Source organism: Streptomyces malaysiense (genome assembly GCF_000980885.2).
GTDB classification, from domain to species: Bacteria; Actinomycetota; Actinomycetes; order Streptomycetales; family Streptomycetaceae; genus Streptomyces; species Streptomyces malaysiense.
The window spans coordinates 24,128-38,525 of the sequence record NZ_LBDA02000049.1 but is presented as its reverse complement, the minus strand read 5'-3'; the positions used below and the strand labels follow the sequence as shown (position 1 = coordinate 38,525).

The window sequence follows — 14,398 nt, the reverse complement described above, 5'->3', positions numbered from 1 at the left end:
ACGCCGGTTTCACTCCTTGGACGTCGGCGCCGCGGGTCAGGGGTGCAGCCAGGCGCCGAACGGCAGATTGCGGACGACGCTGAACACCAGCAGCAGCGTGCCGACGACCCACATCTGGGCGTTGCCGATCTCGAACCGCACGGGCCGGCCACGCCACTCCCGTACCGCCCACACCACCCACAGCGCCGCGAAGAGGAGGTAGCCGGCCACGGCGGGCGCGTTGTCGTGCAGGGCGGCCGCCAGGTCCCCGTGCGCGAACGCGTGCGCGCTGCGCAGCCCGCCGCAGCCGGGGCAGTACAGGCCGGTGAACCGGTAGAGGGGGCAGACCGGGTAGTGGCCGGGGTGGTTCGGATCGACGATCCCGACGTAGGTGAAGGCGCCGGCGACGGCCGCGAGCACACCGGCGGGGACGGCGAGGCGCCGCCACCGGGGGGCCGGCGGGGCGGCGGGGACCCAGGGCCGGTGGTGGGCGGCCGGCGAGGGCTGGGCGGGGGCGCCGGGCAGGGGCTGGGCCCAGGTGCCCGGGGCGTCCGGCCGGGGGTCGGTCCGGGCGGCCGGGAAGGCGGCGGGCGGGGCGGGGCGGTCGGCGGCGGTCACGTCAGGCATTCTCGCCGACGCGGCGGCCGCGCGCGCGGGAAGGCGGCCGGCCGGGGCCCGGCACACGCGAGAAGGGCGGCCCGGGTCCGTCAGGGACACCCGGGCCGCCCTTCTCACGAAGAGGCGCGTGCTCGGCCGCTCAGCTCTCCACCGCGACGGGCTCGCGGACGGCGATGGGGGCACCGCCGACCATCGCGAGGGGCTTCTGGTGGTCGCCGAGACCCATGGCCTTCATGATGCCGCCGACGACCGCGCCGCCGATGATGAGCACCATGCCGACCCAGAAGCCGATGACGTTGGCCATCACCATGAAGGCGCCGGCGACCAGGAAGCCTATGAAGGAAATGATGACGCCGGTCCAGGCGGCCGGGGTGTGACCGTGGCCGTGGCTGCTGCCCGCCATGTCTGTGCTCCTCGTTGCTGTGTACGTGTCCCAGGAGAGCGACGTACGTGTCGTACGGCTCCGAGCCCGCCCGTCACTGTCCGAGCCGGACGCTCGCCGTCCATTGTCCCGTACGCGCACGCGCGCCGGACGCGGGGGTGGCGTCTGATTCGCCACATCCGCGCGCGGTCAGGCGCCGGTGGGGTCCTCGCCCCGGTCCAGGGCCTTCCAGATCTCCTCGGGCCGCTCCGGATCGACCGGCCTGGCCGATCTGCGCGGACGGTCGGTGCCGCGTTCGTAGCGCCCGGACATGGCGGGCCAGCCGCTGCCGAAGCGCAGCGCGAGCAGCCCCGCGAGCAGGATCAGCAGGCCACCGGCGGCCGCCACGTAGGGCCAGCCGGTGTGGCTCAGCGCCGCGACCGTGGCGGTGGTGTCGCCGCTGGCCTGGGCGGCCTTCTCGTCCAGCACGGTGCCGTCGGAGGCGGAGACCAGGGCGGCCGCGATGATGCCCGCGCCGGACAGCGAGAGCAGCCCGGCGACGAGGACGCGGCCGGCCCGGCGGACGGCGAAGACGGCGACGAGCGCGGCGAGACCCACTATGGCGAGGGCCGCGGGCACGCCCGTGACATCGCTGCCCTTCGCGGTGAGCGGGAACGCGCCGCCGGCCACCGACGCGGTGCCCTCCGCCCAGCGCTGCCGGCTGGCGAGCAGCGCCACGGCCGCGCCGAGCGCGCCGAACAGGAGGGCCACGGCGAGGCTCCGGCGGCCGGACCGGGCGGGCGCGGCGGCTTCGGAACGGGGGTGAGGAACGGCAGTCACGTACTCCACTATCGCCTGAACCCCGGGCGAACCGTCACCCGGGGTTCCGTGAGACGCGCCCTATCGGCCGAGCCGGTTGGCGGTGTGCACGGCCCGCAGCACCGCCGCGGCCTTGTTGCGGCACTCCTGGTCCTCGGCGACCGGATCGGAGTCGGCGACGATGCCCGCTCCGGCCTGCACGTATGCCGTGCCGTCGCGCAGCAGGGCGGTACGGATGGCGATCGCGGTGTCGGAGTCGCCCGCGAAGTCGAGGTAGCCGACGCAGCCGCCGTACAGACCGCGCCGGGACGGTTCGAGTTCGTCGATGATCTGCATCGCGCGGGGCTTGGGGGCGCCGGAGAGGGTGCCGGCCGGGAAGCAGGCGGTGAGCACGTCGAAGGCGGTACGGCCGTCGGCGACCCGCCCGGTGACGGTGGAGACGATGTGCATCACGTGCGAGTAGCGCTCGACGGACATGAAGTCGACCACCTCGACCGAGCCGGGCTCGCAGACCCGCCCGAGGTCGTTGCGCCCGAGGTCGACCAGCATCAGGTGCTCGGCGCGCTCCTTGGGGTCGGCGAGCAGTTCGTCGGCGAGCGCCTGGTCCTCCTGCGGCGTGACGCCGCGGTGCCGGGTGCCGGCGATGGGATGGACCATGGCCCGGCCGTCCTCGACCTTGACCAGGGCCTCGGGTGACGAGCCGACGACGTCGAAGCCGTCGAAGCGGAACAGGTACATGTACGGCGACGGATTGGTGGCCCGCAGCACCCGGTAGACGTCCAGGGCGCTCGCCGTGCACGGCGTCTCGAAGCGCTGCGAGGGGACGACCTGGAAGGCCTCGCCCGCGCGGATGCGCTCCTTGACGTCCTCCACGGCGCGCCGGAAGTCGGGGCCGCCCCACAGCGCGGTGTACTCGGGCAGCTCGGAGGGCGGCAGTGCGGCCGGGGGCTGGGCCACGGCCCGGGTGAGGTCGGCCTCCATGGCGTCGAGGCGGGCCACCGCGTCCTCGTACGCCTCGTCCACGCCGGTGTCGAGGTCGTTGTGGTTGATCGCGTTGGCGATCAGCAGGACCGAGCCCTCCCAGTGGTCCATCACGGCGAGGTCGCTGGTCAGGAGCATGGTCAGCTCGGGCAGCCCCAGGTCGTCGCGCTCACCGGGGCCGATCTTCTCCAGGCGGCGCACGATGTCGTAGCCGAGGTAGCCGACCATCCCGCCGGTGAAGGGCGGCAGGCCCTCGGTGTGCGGGGTGTGCAGGGCCTGGAGGGTGGCGCGCAGCGCCTTGAGGGGGTCGCCGTCGACGGGGACGCCGACGGGCGGGGTGCCGAGCCAGTGGGCCGCGCCGTCGCGGGCGGTGAGGGTGGCGGCGCTGCGCACGCCCACGAAGGAGTAGCGCGACCAGGAGCGGCCGTTCTCCGCGGACTCCAGCAGGAAGGTCCCGGGGCGTTCGCCGGCCAGCTTGCGGTAGAGGGCCACCGGGGTGTCGCCGTCGGCGAGCAGTTTGCGGGTGACCGGGATGACACGCCGGTCGGCGGCGAGCTTGCGGAAGGTCTCCAGGTCCATGGCGGCGGGGCTCACCGGTCCGCGCCGGACGGGAGACCGGCGTCCTCCAGGAGCACGTCCTCGTCGAAGCAGGTGCGCGCGCCGGTGTGGCAGGCGGCGCCCTCCTGGTCGACCTGGACCAGCACGGTGTCGGCGTCGCAGTCCAGCGCGACCGACTTCACCCACTGGACGTGGCCGGAGGTGTCGCCCTTGACCCAGTACTCCTGGCGGCTGCGCGACCAGTAGGTGCAGCGGCCGGTGGTCAGGGTCCGGTGCAGTGCCTCGTCGTCCATCCAGCCGAGCATGAGCACCTCTCCGGTGTCGTGCTGCTGGGCGATGGCGGGCAGGAGGCCGTCGGCGCTGCGCTTGAGGCGGGCGGCGATCTCCGGGGCGAGGCTGCTGGGCCGGGGGGTTCCGGGCGTACTGGTCATGGATGCCATTGTGCCGCGCGTCACCGGCGGCTCCGGGCGGGTGTCCACTGCGCGGACCGGTGGCCGGCCGTAGGCTGACCCCATGTCGACCTTCGCCAAGCGTGAACGGCTCCTGTTCGCCGACCTCTTGGAAACCGTGGGCCCGGACGCACCGACGCTGTGCGAGGGCTGGCGGACCCGGGACCTGGCCGCGCACGTGATCGTGCGCGAGCGCCGCCCGGACGCGGCCGGGGGCGCGCTGATCAAGCAGCTCGCCCCGCGTCTGGAGAAGGTGACGGCGGAGTACACCGCGAAGCCCTACGAGGAACTGGTCCAGCTGATCCGCACGGGGCCGCCGCGGTTCTCGCCGTTCCAGGTCAAGCAGGTGGACGAGGCCGCGAACACGGTGGAGTTCTACGTGCACACCGAGGACGTGCGCCGGGCGCAGCGGGACTGGAGCGCGCGGGAGCTGGACCCGGTGTTCCAGGACGCGCTGTGGTCGCGTCTGGAGCGGACGGCGCGGCTGCTCGGGCGCGGGGTGCCGACCGGTCTGGTGCTGCGCCGGCCCGACGGGCAGACCGTGGTGGCGCACAAGGGCGTCCCGGTGGTCACGGCGACCGGGGAGCCCTCGGAGCTGCTGCTGTTCGCGTTCGGCCGGGACCGGGCGGCGCGGGTGGAGCTGGAGGGCGAGGCGGACGCGATCGACAAGCTGCACTCCTCCAAGCAGCTGGGGTTCTGACCAGGGAGGCCGCCCGTGATCAAGGTCGCGATGACCGGGGTGTACGTGGACGACGTGGCGCGGGCGCACGCCTTCTACACGGACGTCCTCGGCTTCGAGACGCGCACCAGCATGGACCTCGGGGACGGCGTCCCCTTCGTCACGGTCGGCGCGTCCGGGGGCGCCCAGCCGGACCTCCAGCTGCTGCTGGAACCCGGCCAGGGCCCCATCGCCGAGTCGTACCGCCGCGCGCTGTACGAGGCGGGCATCCCCTGCATCGTGTTCTCCGTGGACGACCTCGCCGCCGAGCACCGGCGCCTGAGCCGCCTGGGTGTCCGCTTCCCCCATGGTCCGCGGGAGCAGGGGCCGGTGCTGGCGGCGGTGTTCGACGACACGTGCGGCAACCTGGTGCAGCTGGTGCAGCCGAAGGGGTGAGCCTCAGGCGGGCAGTTCGGCGCGGCGCAGGGCCGGTACGACGAGGGCGACGACCCCGCCGAGGGCGCACACGCCGGCGCTGACAAGGTAGACGGGGCCGAGCCCCCAGACGCCGATCGCGGCGGCGGCGAGGGGCATGCTCAGCGGGGTGAAACCGAGGCTGATCAGGCTGGAGACGGCGGTGACGCGGCCGAGGCAGGCGGGGTCGGCCTGGGTCTGGAGCAGGGCGCCGCACAGGGCGCCGCTGAGCCCGGTCAGCAGGCCGACGAGCAGGGCGGTGCCGACGGCCGCCCAGAGGCCGGGCGCGTAGGCGAGGGCGCCGATGGCCAGCGATCCGACGACGATGGTGACGCCGGCGAGCAGTCCGGCGCGCGGCAGCCGGCCCCGGAGGGTGAGCAGCAGCGAGGCGGTGCCGGCTCCCACGCCGAACCCGGCGAGCACCCGGCCCATCCCGGAGGCGCCCCAGCCGCGGTGCTCGGCGAGCAGGGTCAGCCCGACGTTGAGCGGGCCGACGAAGCCCAGGTCGCCGAGGGCGATGGCGAGCATCAGCGGGGCGAGGACGCGGTGGCCTCGGATGTGGCGCAGCCCGGCCGCGAGGTCGGCCCAGGCGGTGGCGCGCGGGCCGTCCGGGCGGCCGCCGGGCAGCTCCCGTATCCGCACGGAGAGCAGCAGCGGCACGGACACGGCGATCAGCGCTCCGGCGAGGGCGAAGGCCGCGGAGGCGCCGCCGACGGCCACGCCGAGGCCGCCGAGCGGGGCGCCGACGACGCTCGCGAAGCGGATGGCCAGGCCGCGCATGCCCTGGACGCGGGCCAGTTGGTCCTTGCCGGTCACCCGGGCGGGCAGGGCGCCCACGGCGGGCACGAACACGGCGTCCACGGTGCCGAAGACCAGCGCCAGCAGGGCGAGCGGCCACAGTCCGGGGCCGGTGAGGTACAGCAGGGCGGCCACCGCGAGGACGGCGGCGCAGCGCAGCGCGTCGCTGCCGATGACGACCCGCCGGGGTCCGAGCCGGTCGGCGATCACTCCCCCGCCGAGCATCAGCACGGCCCGGGGCAGCGCGCTCGCCGACATCACCAGGCCGGCCTGTGCCGCCGTCCCGGCCCGCACGGCCGCCCAGGACAGCGCCAGGTAGTACACGCTGTCCCCGAGCATGGAGCACGTGTAGGCGGCCAGCCAGCGCCGCACATTGGGGTCCCGGTGGGCCTGCACGGCGGCGGGGGCGACGAGGGTCGAGCTCAAGGGGGCTCCTTGTGAGGCCGGGGCGCGGGGGCGGGGAAGCGGCGGGGTTCAGCCGTGGAAGGGGAAGGCGTAGGTGTGCACCGCGACGTTCTCGCGGCCCTCGCCCTCCCCCGCGGCCTCCGCGGCCCGGCCGCGCTCGTCGTAGCGCCGCACGAGGGCGAGCATCTCCCCGCTCAGTTCGGCGAGTTCGCCGGGCGTGAGCCGCAGCACGGCCTCGGAGGAGACCGCGCCGGGTGCCCACCGCTCGCCCCACTGCGGGCGTTCGTCCAGGAAGCGCAGGTACATGTCGGACCGCTGGGCGAAGAAGAGCCGGCTCGCGGCGGTGTGCGCGGCGATCTCCTCGGGGGCGTCGCGGAAGTCCTCGTCGCGGATCCGCACGCCGTCGGAGGCGGGCCGCCACCAGCGCTCCCGCGCGTCCCCGCGCTGCGGCTCGGCCTCTTCGATCAGCCCGTGCTCGGCGAGCTTGCGCAGGTGGTAGCTGGCCAGTGAGACCGCCTCGTCGACCTGCTCGGCGAGCTGGGAGGCGGTGGCGGTGCCGGCGAGTGTCAGGGCCCGGTACAGCCGCATCCGCAGGGGGTGGGCGAGCGCCTTGAGCGTGCCCATGTCCTTGATCCGGCGGCCCCTTTCCTTCTCTGTCATGTCCACGACCCTAGATACGAAAGAAATCTTGCGCAATAAATTTTGCGCAACTTCCGTCCCGTGACCGGACGTGAGAAGGCCCCGGTGGCTCAGCCACCGGGGCCCGGGGAGACGCGCGCGTCAGCGGACGGGGTGTCCCGCCTCCCGCAGGGTCTCCTTCACCTCGCCGATCCGCAGGTCGCCGAAGTGGAAGACGGAGGCCGCGAGGACCGCGTCCGCGCCGGCGGTGACCGCCGGCGGGAAGTCGGCCAGCCTGCCCGCGCCGCCGGAGGCGATCACCGGCACGGAGACGTGCGCCCGGACGGCGGCGATCATCTCCAGGTCGTAGCCGTCCTTGGTGCCGTCGGCGTCCATCGAGTTCAGCAGGATCTCGCCCGCGCCCAGTTCGGCGGCCCGGTGCGCCCACTCGACGGCGTCGATGCCGGTGCCCCGGCGGCCGCCGTGCGTGGTCACCTCGAAGGACCCCGACGCGGTGCGCCGGGCGTCCACCGACAGGACCAGCACCTGGCGGCCGAAGCGCTCGGCGATCTCGCGGATCAGCTCGGGCCGGGCGATCGCCGCGGTGTTCACACCCACCTTGTCGGCGCCGGCCCGCAGCAGCTTGTCCACGTCCTCGACGGTGCGGACGCCGCCGCCGACGGTGAGCGGGATGAACACCTGCTCGGCGGTGCGGCGCACCACGTCGTACGTCGTCTCCCGGTCACCCGAGGACGCGGTGATGTCCAGGAACGTCAGCTCGTCGGCGCCCTCGGCGTCGTACACCTTGGCCATCTCGACGGGGTCGCCCGCGTCGCGCAGGTTCTGGAAGTTGACGCCCTTGACGACCCGGCCGTTGTCCACGTCCAGGCAGGGGATGACTCGGACCGCCAGGGTCATGACTGCTCAGGCTCCTCTGAATGCTTCAAGCTCTACTTCGACCAGGATGCGCGGGTCCACGAAGCCCTCGACCACCAGCAGGGTCGAGGCGGGGCGCACGGAGTCGAACAGCTCCTTGTGGGCCCGGCCGGCCTCGTCGACGTCGCGCACATGGCTCAGGTACATACGGGTGCGGATCACGGACTCCACGCCGAGCCCGAACTCCTTGAGCGCCTCCAGGGCGTTCCCGAAGGCGACCCTGGTCTGCTCGTAGGGATCACCCTCGCCGTACAGGACCGTGCCCTTGAAGGACGTGGTGCCGCCCACCGACACCCGGTCCCCCGCCGCGACGGCGCGCGCGAAGCCGAAACTCTCTTCCCAGGGACTTGCGCTCTGCACCCGCCGGGCGCCTTGAGATGTCATGACACTGTGTCCCTTTTCACGACGTGGCCGCCAGGGCCTCTTCCAGGGTGAACGCCTTCGCGTACAGGGCCTTCCCGACGATGGAGCCCTCCACACCGAGGGGCACCAGTTCGGCGATGGCGCGCAGGTCGTCCAGGCAGGACACGCCGCCGGACGCCACGACCGGCCGGTCGGTGGCCGCGCACACGTTGCGCAGCAGCTCCAGGTTGGGGCCCTGGAGGGTGCCGTCCTTGGCGATGTCGGTGACGACGTAGCGCGCGCAGCCCTCCTTGTTCAGGCGGTCCAGCGTCTCGTAGAGGTCGCCGCCGTCGCGGGTCCAGCCGCGGCCGCGCAGGGTGGTGCCCCGCACGTCCAGGCCGACGGCGATCTTGTCGCCGTGCTCGGCGATCACCTTGGCGACCCACTCCGGGGTCTCCAGGGCGGCGGTGCCGAGGTTCACGCGGGTGCAGCCGGTGGCGAGAGCGGCGGCGAGGGTGTCGTCGTCGCGGATGCCGCCGGACAGCTCCACCTTGATGTCCATGGCCCGCGCGACCTCGGCGATCAGCGCCCGGTTGTCACCGGTGCCGAAGGCCGCGTCCAGGTCGACCAGGTGCAGCCACTCGGCGCCGGACCGCTGCCAGGCGAGGGCGGCCTCCAGCGGCGAGCCGTAGGAGGTCTCGGTCCCGGACTCGCCGTGGACGAGGCGTACGGCCTGGCCGTCGCGGACGTCGACGGCGGGGAGGAGTTCGAGCTTGGCCATGGTCTACAGGGTTCCGATCCAGTTGGTGAGGAGCTGGGCGCCGGCGTCGCCGGACTTCTCGGGGTGGAACTGGGTGGCCCACAGGGCGCCGTTCTCCACCGCCGCGACGAAGGGCTTGCCGTGCGTGGCCCAGGTGACCTTCGGCGCGGCGATCAGCGGGTTGTGGGTCTCCTGCGTCCAGTCGTGGACGGCGTAGGAGTGCACGAAGTAGAAGCGGGCGCCGGCGTCCAGGCCGGCGAACAGCTCGGAGTCGGCGGGCGCGTCGACGGTGTTCCAGCCCATGTGGGGCACGACGTCGGCCTCCAGGGGGCCTACGGTGCCGGGCCATTCCTCCAGGCCCTCGGCCTGGACGCCGTGCTCGATGCCGCGCGAGAACAGGATCTGCATGCCGACGCAGATGCCCATCACCGGGCGTCCGCCGGACAGCCGGCGGTCGATGACCCAGTCACCGCGGGCGTCGAGCAGGCCCCGCATACAGGCGGCGAAGGCGCCGACGCCCGGCACCAGCAGACCGTCCGCGTTCATCGCCGCGTCGAAGTCGCGCGTGATCTCCACGTCGGCGCCGACCCGCGCCAGGGCGCGCTCGGCCGAGCGGACGTTGCCGAAGCCGTAGTCGAAGACGACGACCTTCTTGGCGGCCGCGCTCAATTCCACACCTCCAGCCGCATGACGCCGGCGACCAGGCACATCCCGGCCGCGATGGAGAGCAGCACGATCAGGCTGGTGGGCATCTTCTGCTTGACGAAGGAGATGATGCCGCCGACCAGGAAGAGGCCGACGACGATCAGGATGGTCGACAGACCGGTCATGGGTTACAGCGCGCCCTTCGTCGACGGGAGGATGCCGGCCGCGCGCGGGTCGCGCTCGGAGGCGTAACGCAGCGCCCTGGCGAGCGCCTTGAACTGGCACTCCACGATGTGATGGGCGTTGCGTCCGTACGGTACGTGAACGTGCAGCGCGACCTGTGCCTGGGCCACGAAGGACTCCAGGATGTGCCGGGTCATCGTGGTGTCGTACTCGCCGATCATCGGCGCCATGCGCTCGGGCTCGGTGTGCACGAGGTAGGGGCGGCCGGACAGGTCGACGGTGACCTGGGCGAGGGACTCGTCCAGCGGGACCGTGCAGTTGCCGAAGCGGTAGATGCCCACCTTGTCGCCGAGCGCCTGCTTGAAGGCGGCGCCGAGCGCGAGGGCGGTGTCCTCGATGGTGTGGTGGGAGTCGATGTGCAGATCGCCGTCGGTCTTCACGGTCAGGTCGAACAGACCGTGCCGGCCGAGCTGGTCGAGCATGTGGTCGTAGAAGCCGACGCCGGTGGCGATGTCGGTCCGCCCGGTGCCGTCGAGGTCTATCTCGACCAGGACCGAGGTCTCCTTGGTGGTGCGCTCGACGCGCCCTACGCGGCTCATGCCTCAAGCTCCTTCTTGACTTCACGTACGGCGTCGAGGAACGCGTCGTTCTCCTCGGGCGTGCCCGCGGAGACCCGCAGCCATCCCGGTACGCCGTTGTCCCGGACCAGGACGCCCCGGTCGAGGATCTTCCGCCAGACTCCGTGGGCGTCGGCGAACCGGCCGAACTGCACGAAGTTCGCGTCGGACTCGACGACGTCGTAGCCGATCGCACGCAGCTCGGCGACCAGCCGGTCCCGCTCGGACTTCAGCTGCTCGACATAGCCGAGCAGGGTGTCGGTGTGCTCCAGGGCGGCCAGCGCGGTCGCCTGGGTGATCGCCGACAGGTGGTACGGCAGCCGGACCAGCTGGACGGCGTCCACCACGGCCGGGTCGGCCGCGAGGTAGCCGAGACGCAGGCCCGCCGCGCCGAACGCCTTGGACATGGTGCGCGAGATCACCAGGTGCGGGCGGCCTTCGAGCAGCGGCAGGAGCGAGTCGCCGTGGCTGAACTCGACGTACGCCTCGTCCACGACCACCATCGACGGCTTGGCCGCCTGCGCCGCGTCGTACAGCGCGCGGACCGTCCCGGCCGGAACCGCGTTGCCCGTGGGGTTGTTGGGGGTGGTGAGGAAGACCACGTCCGGCTTGTGCTCGGCGATGGCGCGCGCGGCGGCGGCCGGGTCGATGGTGAAGTCCTCTTCGCGGGGCCCGGAGATCCAGCCGGTGCCGGTGCCGCGGGCGATGAGCGCGTGCATCGAGTACGACGGCTCGAAGCCGATCGCGCTGCGGCCGGGCCCGCCGAAGGTCTGGAGCAGCTGCTGGATGACCTCGTTGGAGCCGTTCGCCGCCCAGACGTTCTCCAGGGCGAGCGGGAAGCCGCCGGTGTCGCTGAGGTACTTGGCCAGCTCGGTGCGCAGCCGGACCGCGTCCCGGTCGGGGTAGCGGTTCAGGTCGCGGGCGGCCTCCCGGACCCGCTCCGCGATCCGCTCGACGAGCGGCTCGGGCAGCGGGTACGGGTTCTCGTTCGTGTTCAGGCGGACCGGGACGTCCAACTGGGGCGCGCCGTAAGGGGACTTGCCGCGCAGCTCGTCCCGGATGGGGAGGTCGTCGATCCTTACGTCGCTCACTTGCTCTCCGGTACCTTCCAGCCGAACCTCGCCTTGACCGCCGCGCCGTGCGCCGGCAGGTCCTCCGCCTCCGCCAGCGTCACCACGTGATGCGCGACCTCGGCCAGCGCTTCCCTGGTGTAGTCGACGATGTGGATGCCGCGCAGGAAGGACTGCACGGACAGGCCCGAGGAGTGGCAGGCGCAGCCACCGGTCGGCAGGACGTGGTTGGATCCGGCCGCGTAGTCGCCGAGGGAGACGGGCGCCCAGGGGCCGATGAAGATCGCGCCCGCGTTGCGCACCCGGTCGGCCACGGCGGCGGCGTCGGCGGTCTGGATCTCCAGGTGCTCGGCGCCGTACGCGTCGACCACCTTCAGACCCTCCTCGACGCCGTCCACCAGGACGATCGCGGACTGCCGGCCCGCGAGGGCCGGGCGGATCCGGTCGTCGATGTGCTTGGTGGCCGCGACCTGCGGCTCCAGCTCCTTCTCCACCGCGTCCGCGAGGTCCGTGGAGTCGGTGACGAGCACGGCGGCCGCGAGCGGGTCGTGCTCGGCCTGGCTGATCAGGTCGGCGGCCACGTGCGCCGGGTCGGCGGTGTCGTCGGCGAGGATCGCGATCTCGGTGGGTCCGGCCTCGGTGTCGATGCCGATGCGGCCGGTGAAGTAGCGCTTGGCGGCGGCCACCCAGATGTTGCCGGGCCCGGTGACCATGTCGGCGGGCGGGCAGGACTCGGTGCCGTACGCGAACATCGCGACGGCGGTGGCGCCGCCGGCCGCGTACACCTCGTCCACGCCGAGCAGCGCGCAGGCGGCAAGGATCGTCGGATGCGGGAGCCCGCCGAACCCGGCCTGCGGCGGGGAGGCGAGCGCGACGGACTCGACGCCGGCCTCCTGGGCCGGGACCGCGTTCATGATCACGGAGGAGGGGTAGACCGAGCGACCGCCCGGCGCGTACAGCCCGACGCGCCCGACCGGAACCCACTTCTCGGTCACCGCGCCGCCGGGGACGACCTGGGTGGTGTGGGTGGTGCGGCGCTGCGCGCGGTGCACGAGACGGGCGCGCCGGATGGACTCCTCCAGGGCGGCGCGCACGTCCGCGTCGAGGCCGGCCAGCGCGTCGGCGAGCGCCCGGGCCGGGACACGGACGGATTCCAGCCGCACCCCGTCGAACCTCTCCGCGAACTCGATCAGCGCCGCGTCGCCACGATGATGCACGTCCTCGCAGATCGGACGCACCTTCTCCAGGGCGGCCTGAACGTCGAAGTCGGCTCGGGGCAGCAGGTCACGCAGGGCGGGTCCCTCGGGGAGGGCGTCGCCGCGCAGATCGATTCGGGAAATCACGGTCCCAATTCTCTCAGACCGCCGTCCGTAGTCGTCCGCACGTATCAGTGGCTGATACAGGCCGTGGACCAATGTCTGGTACAGACGCTGGCCGGAACTCGGAAGATCCCCTTCACCCCGGGTGTTCCGGGCGTCACCCAGCGGGCATCAACGGCTGGACGAATCACCCGGACAGCGGAGAAGGAAGGAACAGCGGTGACCGAGGGGACCGGCTTCGCCGCCGGGGACCTGCCGGACGACCTGACCGCGGCCGAGGCGGGCATGTGGCAGGCCTTCCGCAACGGCAGTGTGTACGACCTGGGCAGCGGCGACTCCGTCGTGGACGATCCGCACGGCGGCCATCCCTGGGGGCCCGAGCGGTCCGTGCGGGCGCGCATCGTCGCCTGGCTGCTGCTGGACGGACCGCCCGCGCTCGCCGGGCGGGTGTCCGCGCTGAAGCTCGCCGGGGTGCGGGTCACGGGCGCCCTGGATCTGGCGGGCGGGACCGTGCGGCCGTACACCGAGCTGAGTGACTGCCGCTTCGACGAACAGGTGCTGGTGCCGGAGGCGCGGTTCAGCACGCTGCGCCTGGTGAACTGCTCGGTGCCGCGCCTGGAGGCGGCCCGGGTGCACACCGAGGGCGACCTGCACCTGCCGCGCTGCCGCTTCCAGAACGGGGTCCGGCTGACCGACGCGCACATCGGCACCGATCTCCTGCTCAACCAGGCGATCGTGTACCGCGACCGCAGCGGGCGTTCGATCTCCGCCGACGGACTCAACGTCGGCCAGGACCTCCAGGCGGAGCTGCTGGAGTCGCACGGCGAGCTGCGGCTGCGCGGCGCCCAGACCGGGGGGTCGCTGAGCCTGCGCGGCGCGCGCCTGTCCAACCCGTACGCCCGGCTGGCCCTGAACGCGCCCCAGCTCAGCGTGGAGCGCACCCTGTACCTGACCCCGGCCGGCGTGGGGAACCCGCTGCTCAGCGGGACCACCCCGGCGCGCGGGACCCGGATCCAGCGGTTCGAGTGTCAGGGCGGGCTGCGGCTGGACGACGGGCGGTTCGGGGACGCGGTGGACCTGGAGCGGTCCCGGTTCACCCTCACCGACGACCAGGAGCTGTCGCTGCGCCGGGTGCACGCGCCCGAGCTGCGCTTCCTCGGGGACGGGCCGCAGCGCGGCAAGGTGGTGCTGTCGGGGGCGCAGATCATGAACCTGGTGGACCGCGCGGGCGCCTGGCCGGGCGCCGGGCGGCTGCACATGGGCGGCTTCGCCTACGAGAATCTGGTGCCGCAGGGCCCGTTCCCGCTGACCCGGCGCCTGGACTGGGTCGCCGCGGCCACCGCCGAGTACGCCCCGGAGCCGTACGAGCGACTCGCCTCGGTGCTGCGGGAGGCCGGGGAGGACGAGGACGCCAGGGAAGTACTGCTCGCCAAGCAGCGCAGGCGCCGCGAGACGCTGCCGCTGGCGGGCAAGCTCTGGGGCTACGTCCAGGACCTGACGGTCGCGTACGGCTACCGGCCCGGCCGCGCCGCGGTGTGGATGGCGGTGCTCTGGGCGGCCGGCACCCTCACCTTCGCCCATGCCGCGCACCCTCCGACGAACCACGGCGAGCACCCCTACTGGAGCCCGGCGCTGTTCACCCTGGACCTGCTGCTGCCGGTGATCGACCTCGGGCAGGTCGGCGAGTGGCAGCTGCGCGGCCCCTGGCAGTGGCTGTCCGCGGTGATGATCCTGCTCGGCTGGATCCTGGCGACGACGGTGGCGGCGGGGGCGACCCGGCTGCTGCGGCGCGGCTGACCGCGCGGCTG

Annotated in this window: 18 protein-coding genes; 3 read left to right on the top strand and 15 right to left on the bottom strand. The window is 73.2% G+C overall.

Annotated elements, in window-relative coordinates; translation table 11 throughout:
• Nucleotides 1-36: 36 nt before the first annotated feature.
• From VT52_RS20580 to hisI, 5 genes are all read right to left on the bottom strand, one after another.
• On the bottom strand, nucleotides 37-504 hold the full coding sequence (locus tag VT52_RS20580; protein ID WP_046423148.1) for a DUF2752 domain-containing protein: 468 nt from the start codon (nucleotides 502-504) through the stop codon (nucleotides 37-39).
• A 232-nt stretch (nucleotides 505-736) separates the two neighbouring features.
• Nucleotides 737-1,000 carry an HGxxPAAW family protein gene (locus VT52_RS20575; RefSeq protein ID WP_046423126.1) on the bottom strand — a complete coding sequence of 88 codons (264 nt, stop codon included), beginning with the start codon at nucleotides 998-1,000 and terminating at the stop codon, nucleotides 737-739.
• A 168-nt stretch (nucleotides 1,001-1,168) separates the two neighbouring features.
• Complete coding sequence (locus VT52_RS20570) at nucleotides 1,169-1,807, bottom strand: TIGR02234 family membrane protein (protein ID WP_046423124.1); 639 nt, start codon at nucleotides 1,805-1,807, stop codon at nucleotides 1,169-1,171.
• A gap of 51 nt (nucleotides 1,808-1,858) precedes the next feature.
• A complete protein-coding gene (locus tag VT52_RS20565) occupies nucleotides 1,859-3,337 on the bottom strand; it encodes an anthranilate synthase component I (RefSeq protein ID WP_046423147.1) in 1,479 nt (492 codons plus the stop codon).
• A gap of 11 nt (nucleotides 3,338-3,348) precedes the next feature.
• Nucleotides 3,349-3,747, bottom strand: coding sequence for a phosphoribosyl-AMP cyclohydrolase (gene hisI / locus VT52_RS20560; RefSeq protein WP_046423122.1), 399 nt, complete (start codon nucleotides 3,745-3,747; stop codon nucleotides 3,349-3,351).
• An 82-nt stretch (nucleotides 3,748-3,829) separates the two neighbouring features.
• Between hisI and VT52_RS20555 the strand changes: the two genes are divergently transcribed.
• Together VT52_RS20555 and VT52_RS20550 are read left to right on the top strand one after the other, a co-directional pair.
• A complete protein-coding gene (locus VT52_RS20555; protein WP_046423120.1) occupies nucleotides 3,830-4,465 on the top strand; it encodes a TIGR03085 family metal-binding protein in 636 nt (211 codons plus the stop codon).
• 15 nt (nucleotides 4,466-4,480) lie between these two features.
• Complete coding sequence (locus VT52_RS20550; protein ID WP_046423118.1) at nucleotides 4,481-4,879, top strand: VOC family protein; 399 nt, start codon at nucleotides 4,481-4,483, stop codon at nucleotides 4,877-4,879.
• Nucleotides 4,880-4,882: 3 nt separating this feature from the next.
• Here the strand turns inward: VT52_RS20550 and VT52_RS20545 are convergent, their stop codons facing one another.
• The 10 genes from VT52_RS20545 to hisD form a co-directional block, all read right to left on the bottom strand.
• On the bottom strand, nucleotides 4,883-6,121 hold the full coding sequence (locus tag VT52_RS20545) for an MFS transporter (RefSeq protein WP_046423116.1): 1,239 nt from the start codon (nucleotides 6,119-6,121) through the stop codon (nucleotides 4,883-4,885).
• A gap of 48 nt (nucleotides 6,122-6,169) precedes the next feature.
• Nucleotides 6,170-6,760 (bottom strand): ArsR/SmtB family transcription factor, encoded by a 591-nt coding sequence (locus VT52_RS20540; protein ID WP_046423115.1) that lies wholly within the window; start codon nucleotides 6,758-6,760, stop codon nucleotides 6,170-6,172.
• A gap of 120 nt (nucleotides 6,761-6,880) precedes the next feature.
• On the bottom strand, nucleotides 6,881-7,636 hold the full coding sequence (gene hisF / locus VT52_RS20535) for an imidazole glycerol phosphate synthase subunit HisF (protein WP_046423114.1): 756 nt from the start codon (nucleotides 7,634-7,636) through the stop codon (nucleotides 6,881-6,883).
• 6 nt (nucleotides 7,637-7,642) lie between these two features.
• On the bottom strand, nucleotides 7,643-8,038 hold the full coding sequence (locus VT52_RS20530; RefSeq protein WP_046423113.1) for a RidA family protein: 396 nt from the start codon (nucleotides 8,036-8,038) through the stop codon (nucleotides 7,643-7,645).
• A gap of 16 nt (nucleotides 8,039-8,054) precedes the next feature.
• Nucleotides 8,055-8,777, bottom strand: coding sequence for a bifunctional 1-(5-phosphoribosyl)-5-((5-phosphoribosylamino)methylideneamino)imidazole-4-carboxamide isomerase/phosphoribosylanthranilate isomerase PriA (gene priA, locus VT52_RS20525; RefSeq protein WP_046423111.1), 723 nt, complete (start codon nucleotides 8,775-8,777; stop codon nucleotides 8,055-8,057).
• Between the two features lie 3 nt (nucleotides 8,778-8,780).
• Entirely contained in the window at nucleotides 8,781-9,425 is a 645-nt protein-coding gene (gene hisH, locus VT52_RS20520; protein ID WP_206306572.1) for an imidazole glycerol phosphate synthase subunit HisH, read from the bottom strand.
• A complete protein-coding gene (locus VT52_RS38035) occupies nucleotides 9,422-9,586 on the bottom strand; it encodes a hypothetical protein (protein WP_046423107.1) in 165 nt (54 codons plus the stop codon). Before VT52_RS38035 ends, hisH begins: the two co-directional genes overlap by 4 nt.
• A 3-nt stretch (nucleotides 9,587-9,589) precedes the next feature.
• Nucleotides 9,590-10,183, bottom strand: coding sequence for an imidazoleglycerol-phosphate dehydratase HisB (gene hisB / locus VT52_RS20515; RefSeq protein WP_046423105.1), 594 nt, complete (start codon nucleotides 10,181-10,183; stop codon nucleotides 9,590-9,592).
• A complete protein-coding gene (locus VT52_RS20510) occupies nucleotides 10,180-11,292 on the bottom strand; it encodes a histidinol-phosphate transaminase (protein ID WP_046423103.1) in 1,113 nt (370 codons plus the stop codon). Before VT52_RS20510 ends, hisB begins: the two co-directional genes overlap by 4 nt.
• Entirely contained in the window at nucleotides 11,289-12,614 is a 1,326-nt protein-coding gene (gene hisD / locus VT52_RS20505) for a histidinol dehydrogenase (RefSeq protein ID WP_046423101.1), read from the bottom strand. Before hisD ends, VT52_RS20510 begins: the two co-directional genes overlap by 4 nt.
• 195 nt (nucleotides 12,615-12,809) lie before the next feature.
• On the opposite strand from hisD, the gene VT52_RS20500 reads away from it, so the two are divergent.
• Nucleotides 12,810-14,387: a hypothetical protein gene (locus VT52_RS20500; RefSeq protein ID WP_046423097.1), complete on the top strand. Its 1,578-nt coding sequence runs from the start codon at nucleotides 12,810-12,812 to the stop codon at nucleotides 14,385-14,387.
• The last annotated feature ends 11 nt before the right edge of the window (nucleotides 14,388-14,398 follow it).

What these genes read in the sequence shown, in the direction of transcription:
- VT52_RS38035 (WP_046423107.1), bottom strand. Translation starts at nt 9,586, where the DNA reads ATGACCGGTCTGTCGACCATCCTGATCGTCGTCGGCCTCTTCCTGGTC.
- VT52_RS20565 (WP_046423147.1), bottom strand. Translation starts at nt 3,337, where the DNA reads ATGGACCTGGAGACCTTCCGCAAGCTCGCCGCCGACCGGCGTGTCATC.
- priA (WP_046423111.1), bottom strand. Translation starts at nt 8,777, where the DNA reads ATGGCCAAGCTCGAACTCCTCCCCGCCGTCGACGTCCGCGACGGCCAG.
- VT52_RS20575 (WP_046423126.1), bottom strand. Translation starts at nt 1,000, where the DNA reads ATGGCGGGCAGCAGCCACGGCCACGGTCACACCCCGGCCGCCTGGACC.
- hisB (WP_046423105.1), bottom strand. Translation starts at nt 10,183, where the DNA reads ATGAGCCGCGTAGGGCGCGTCGAGCGCACCACCAAGGAGACCTCGGTC.
- hisF (WP_046423114.1), bottom strand. Translation starts at nt 7,636, where the DNA reads ATGACCCTGGCGGTCCGAGTCATCCCCTGCCTGGACGTGGACAACGGC.
- VT52_RS20530 (WP_046423113.1), bottom strand. Translation starts at nt 8,038, where the DNA reads ATGACATCTCAAGGCGCCCGGCGGGTGCAGAGCGCAAGTCCCTGGGAA.
- VT52_RS20555 (WP_046423120.1), top strand. Translation starts at nt 3,830, where the DNA reads ATGTCGACCTTCGCCAAGCGTGAACGGCTCCTGTTCGCCGACCTCTTG.
- VT52_RS20540 (WP_046423115.1), bottom strand. Translation starts at nt 6,760, where the DNA reads ATGACAGAGAAGGAAAGGGGCCGCCGGATCAAGGACATGGGCACGCTC.
- hisI (WP_046423122.1), bottom strand. Translation starts at nt 3,747, where the DNA reads ATGACCAGTACGCCCGGAACCCCCCGGCCCAGCAGCCTCGCCCCGGAG.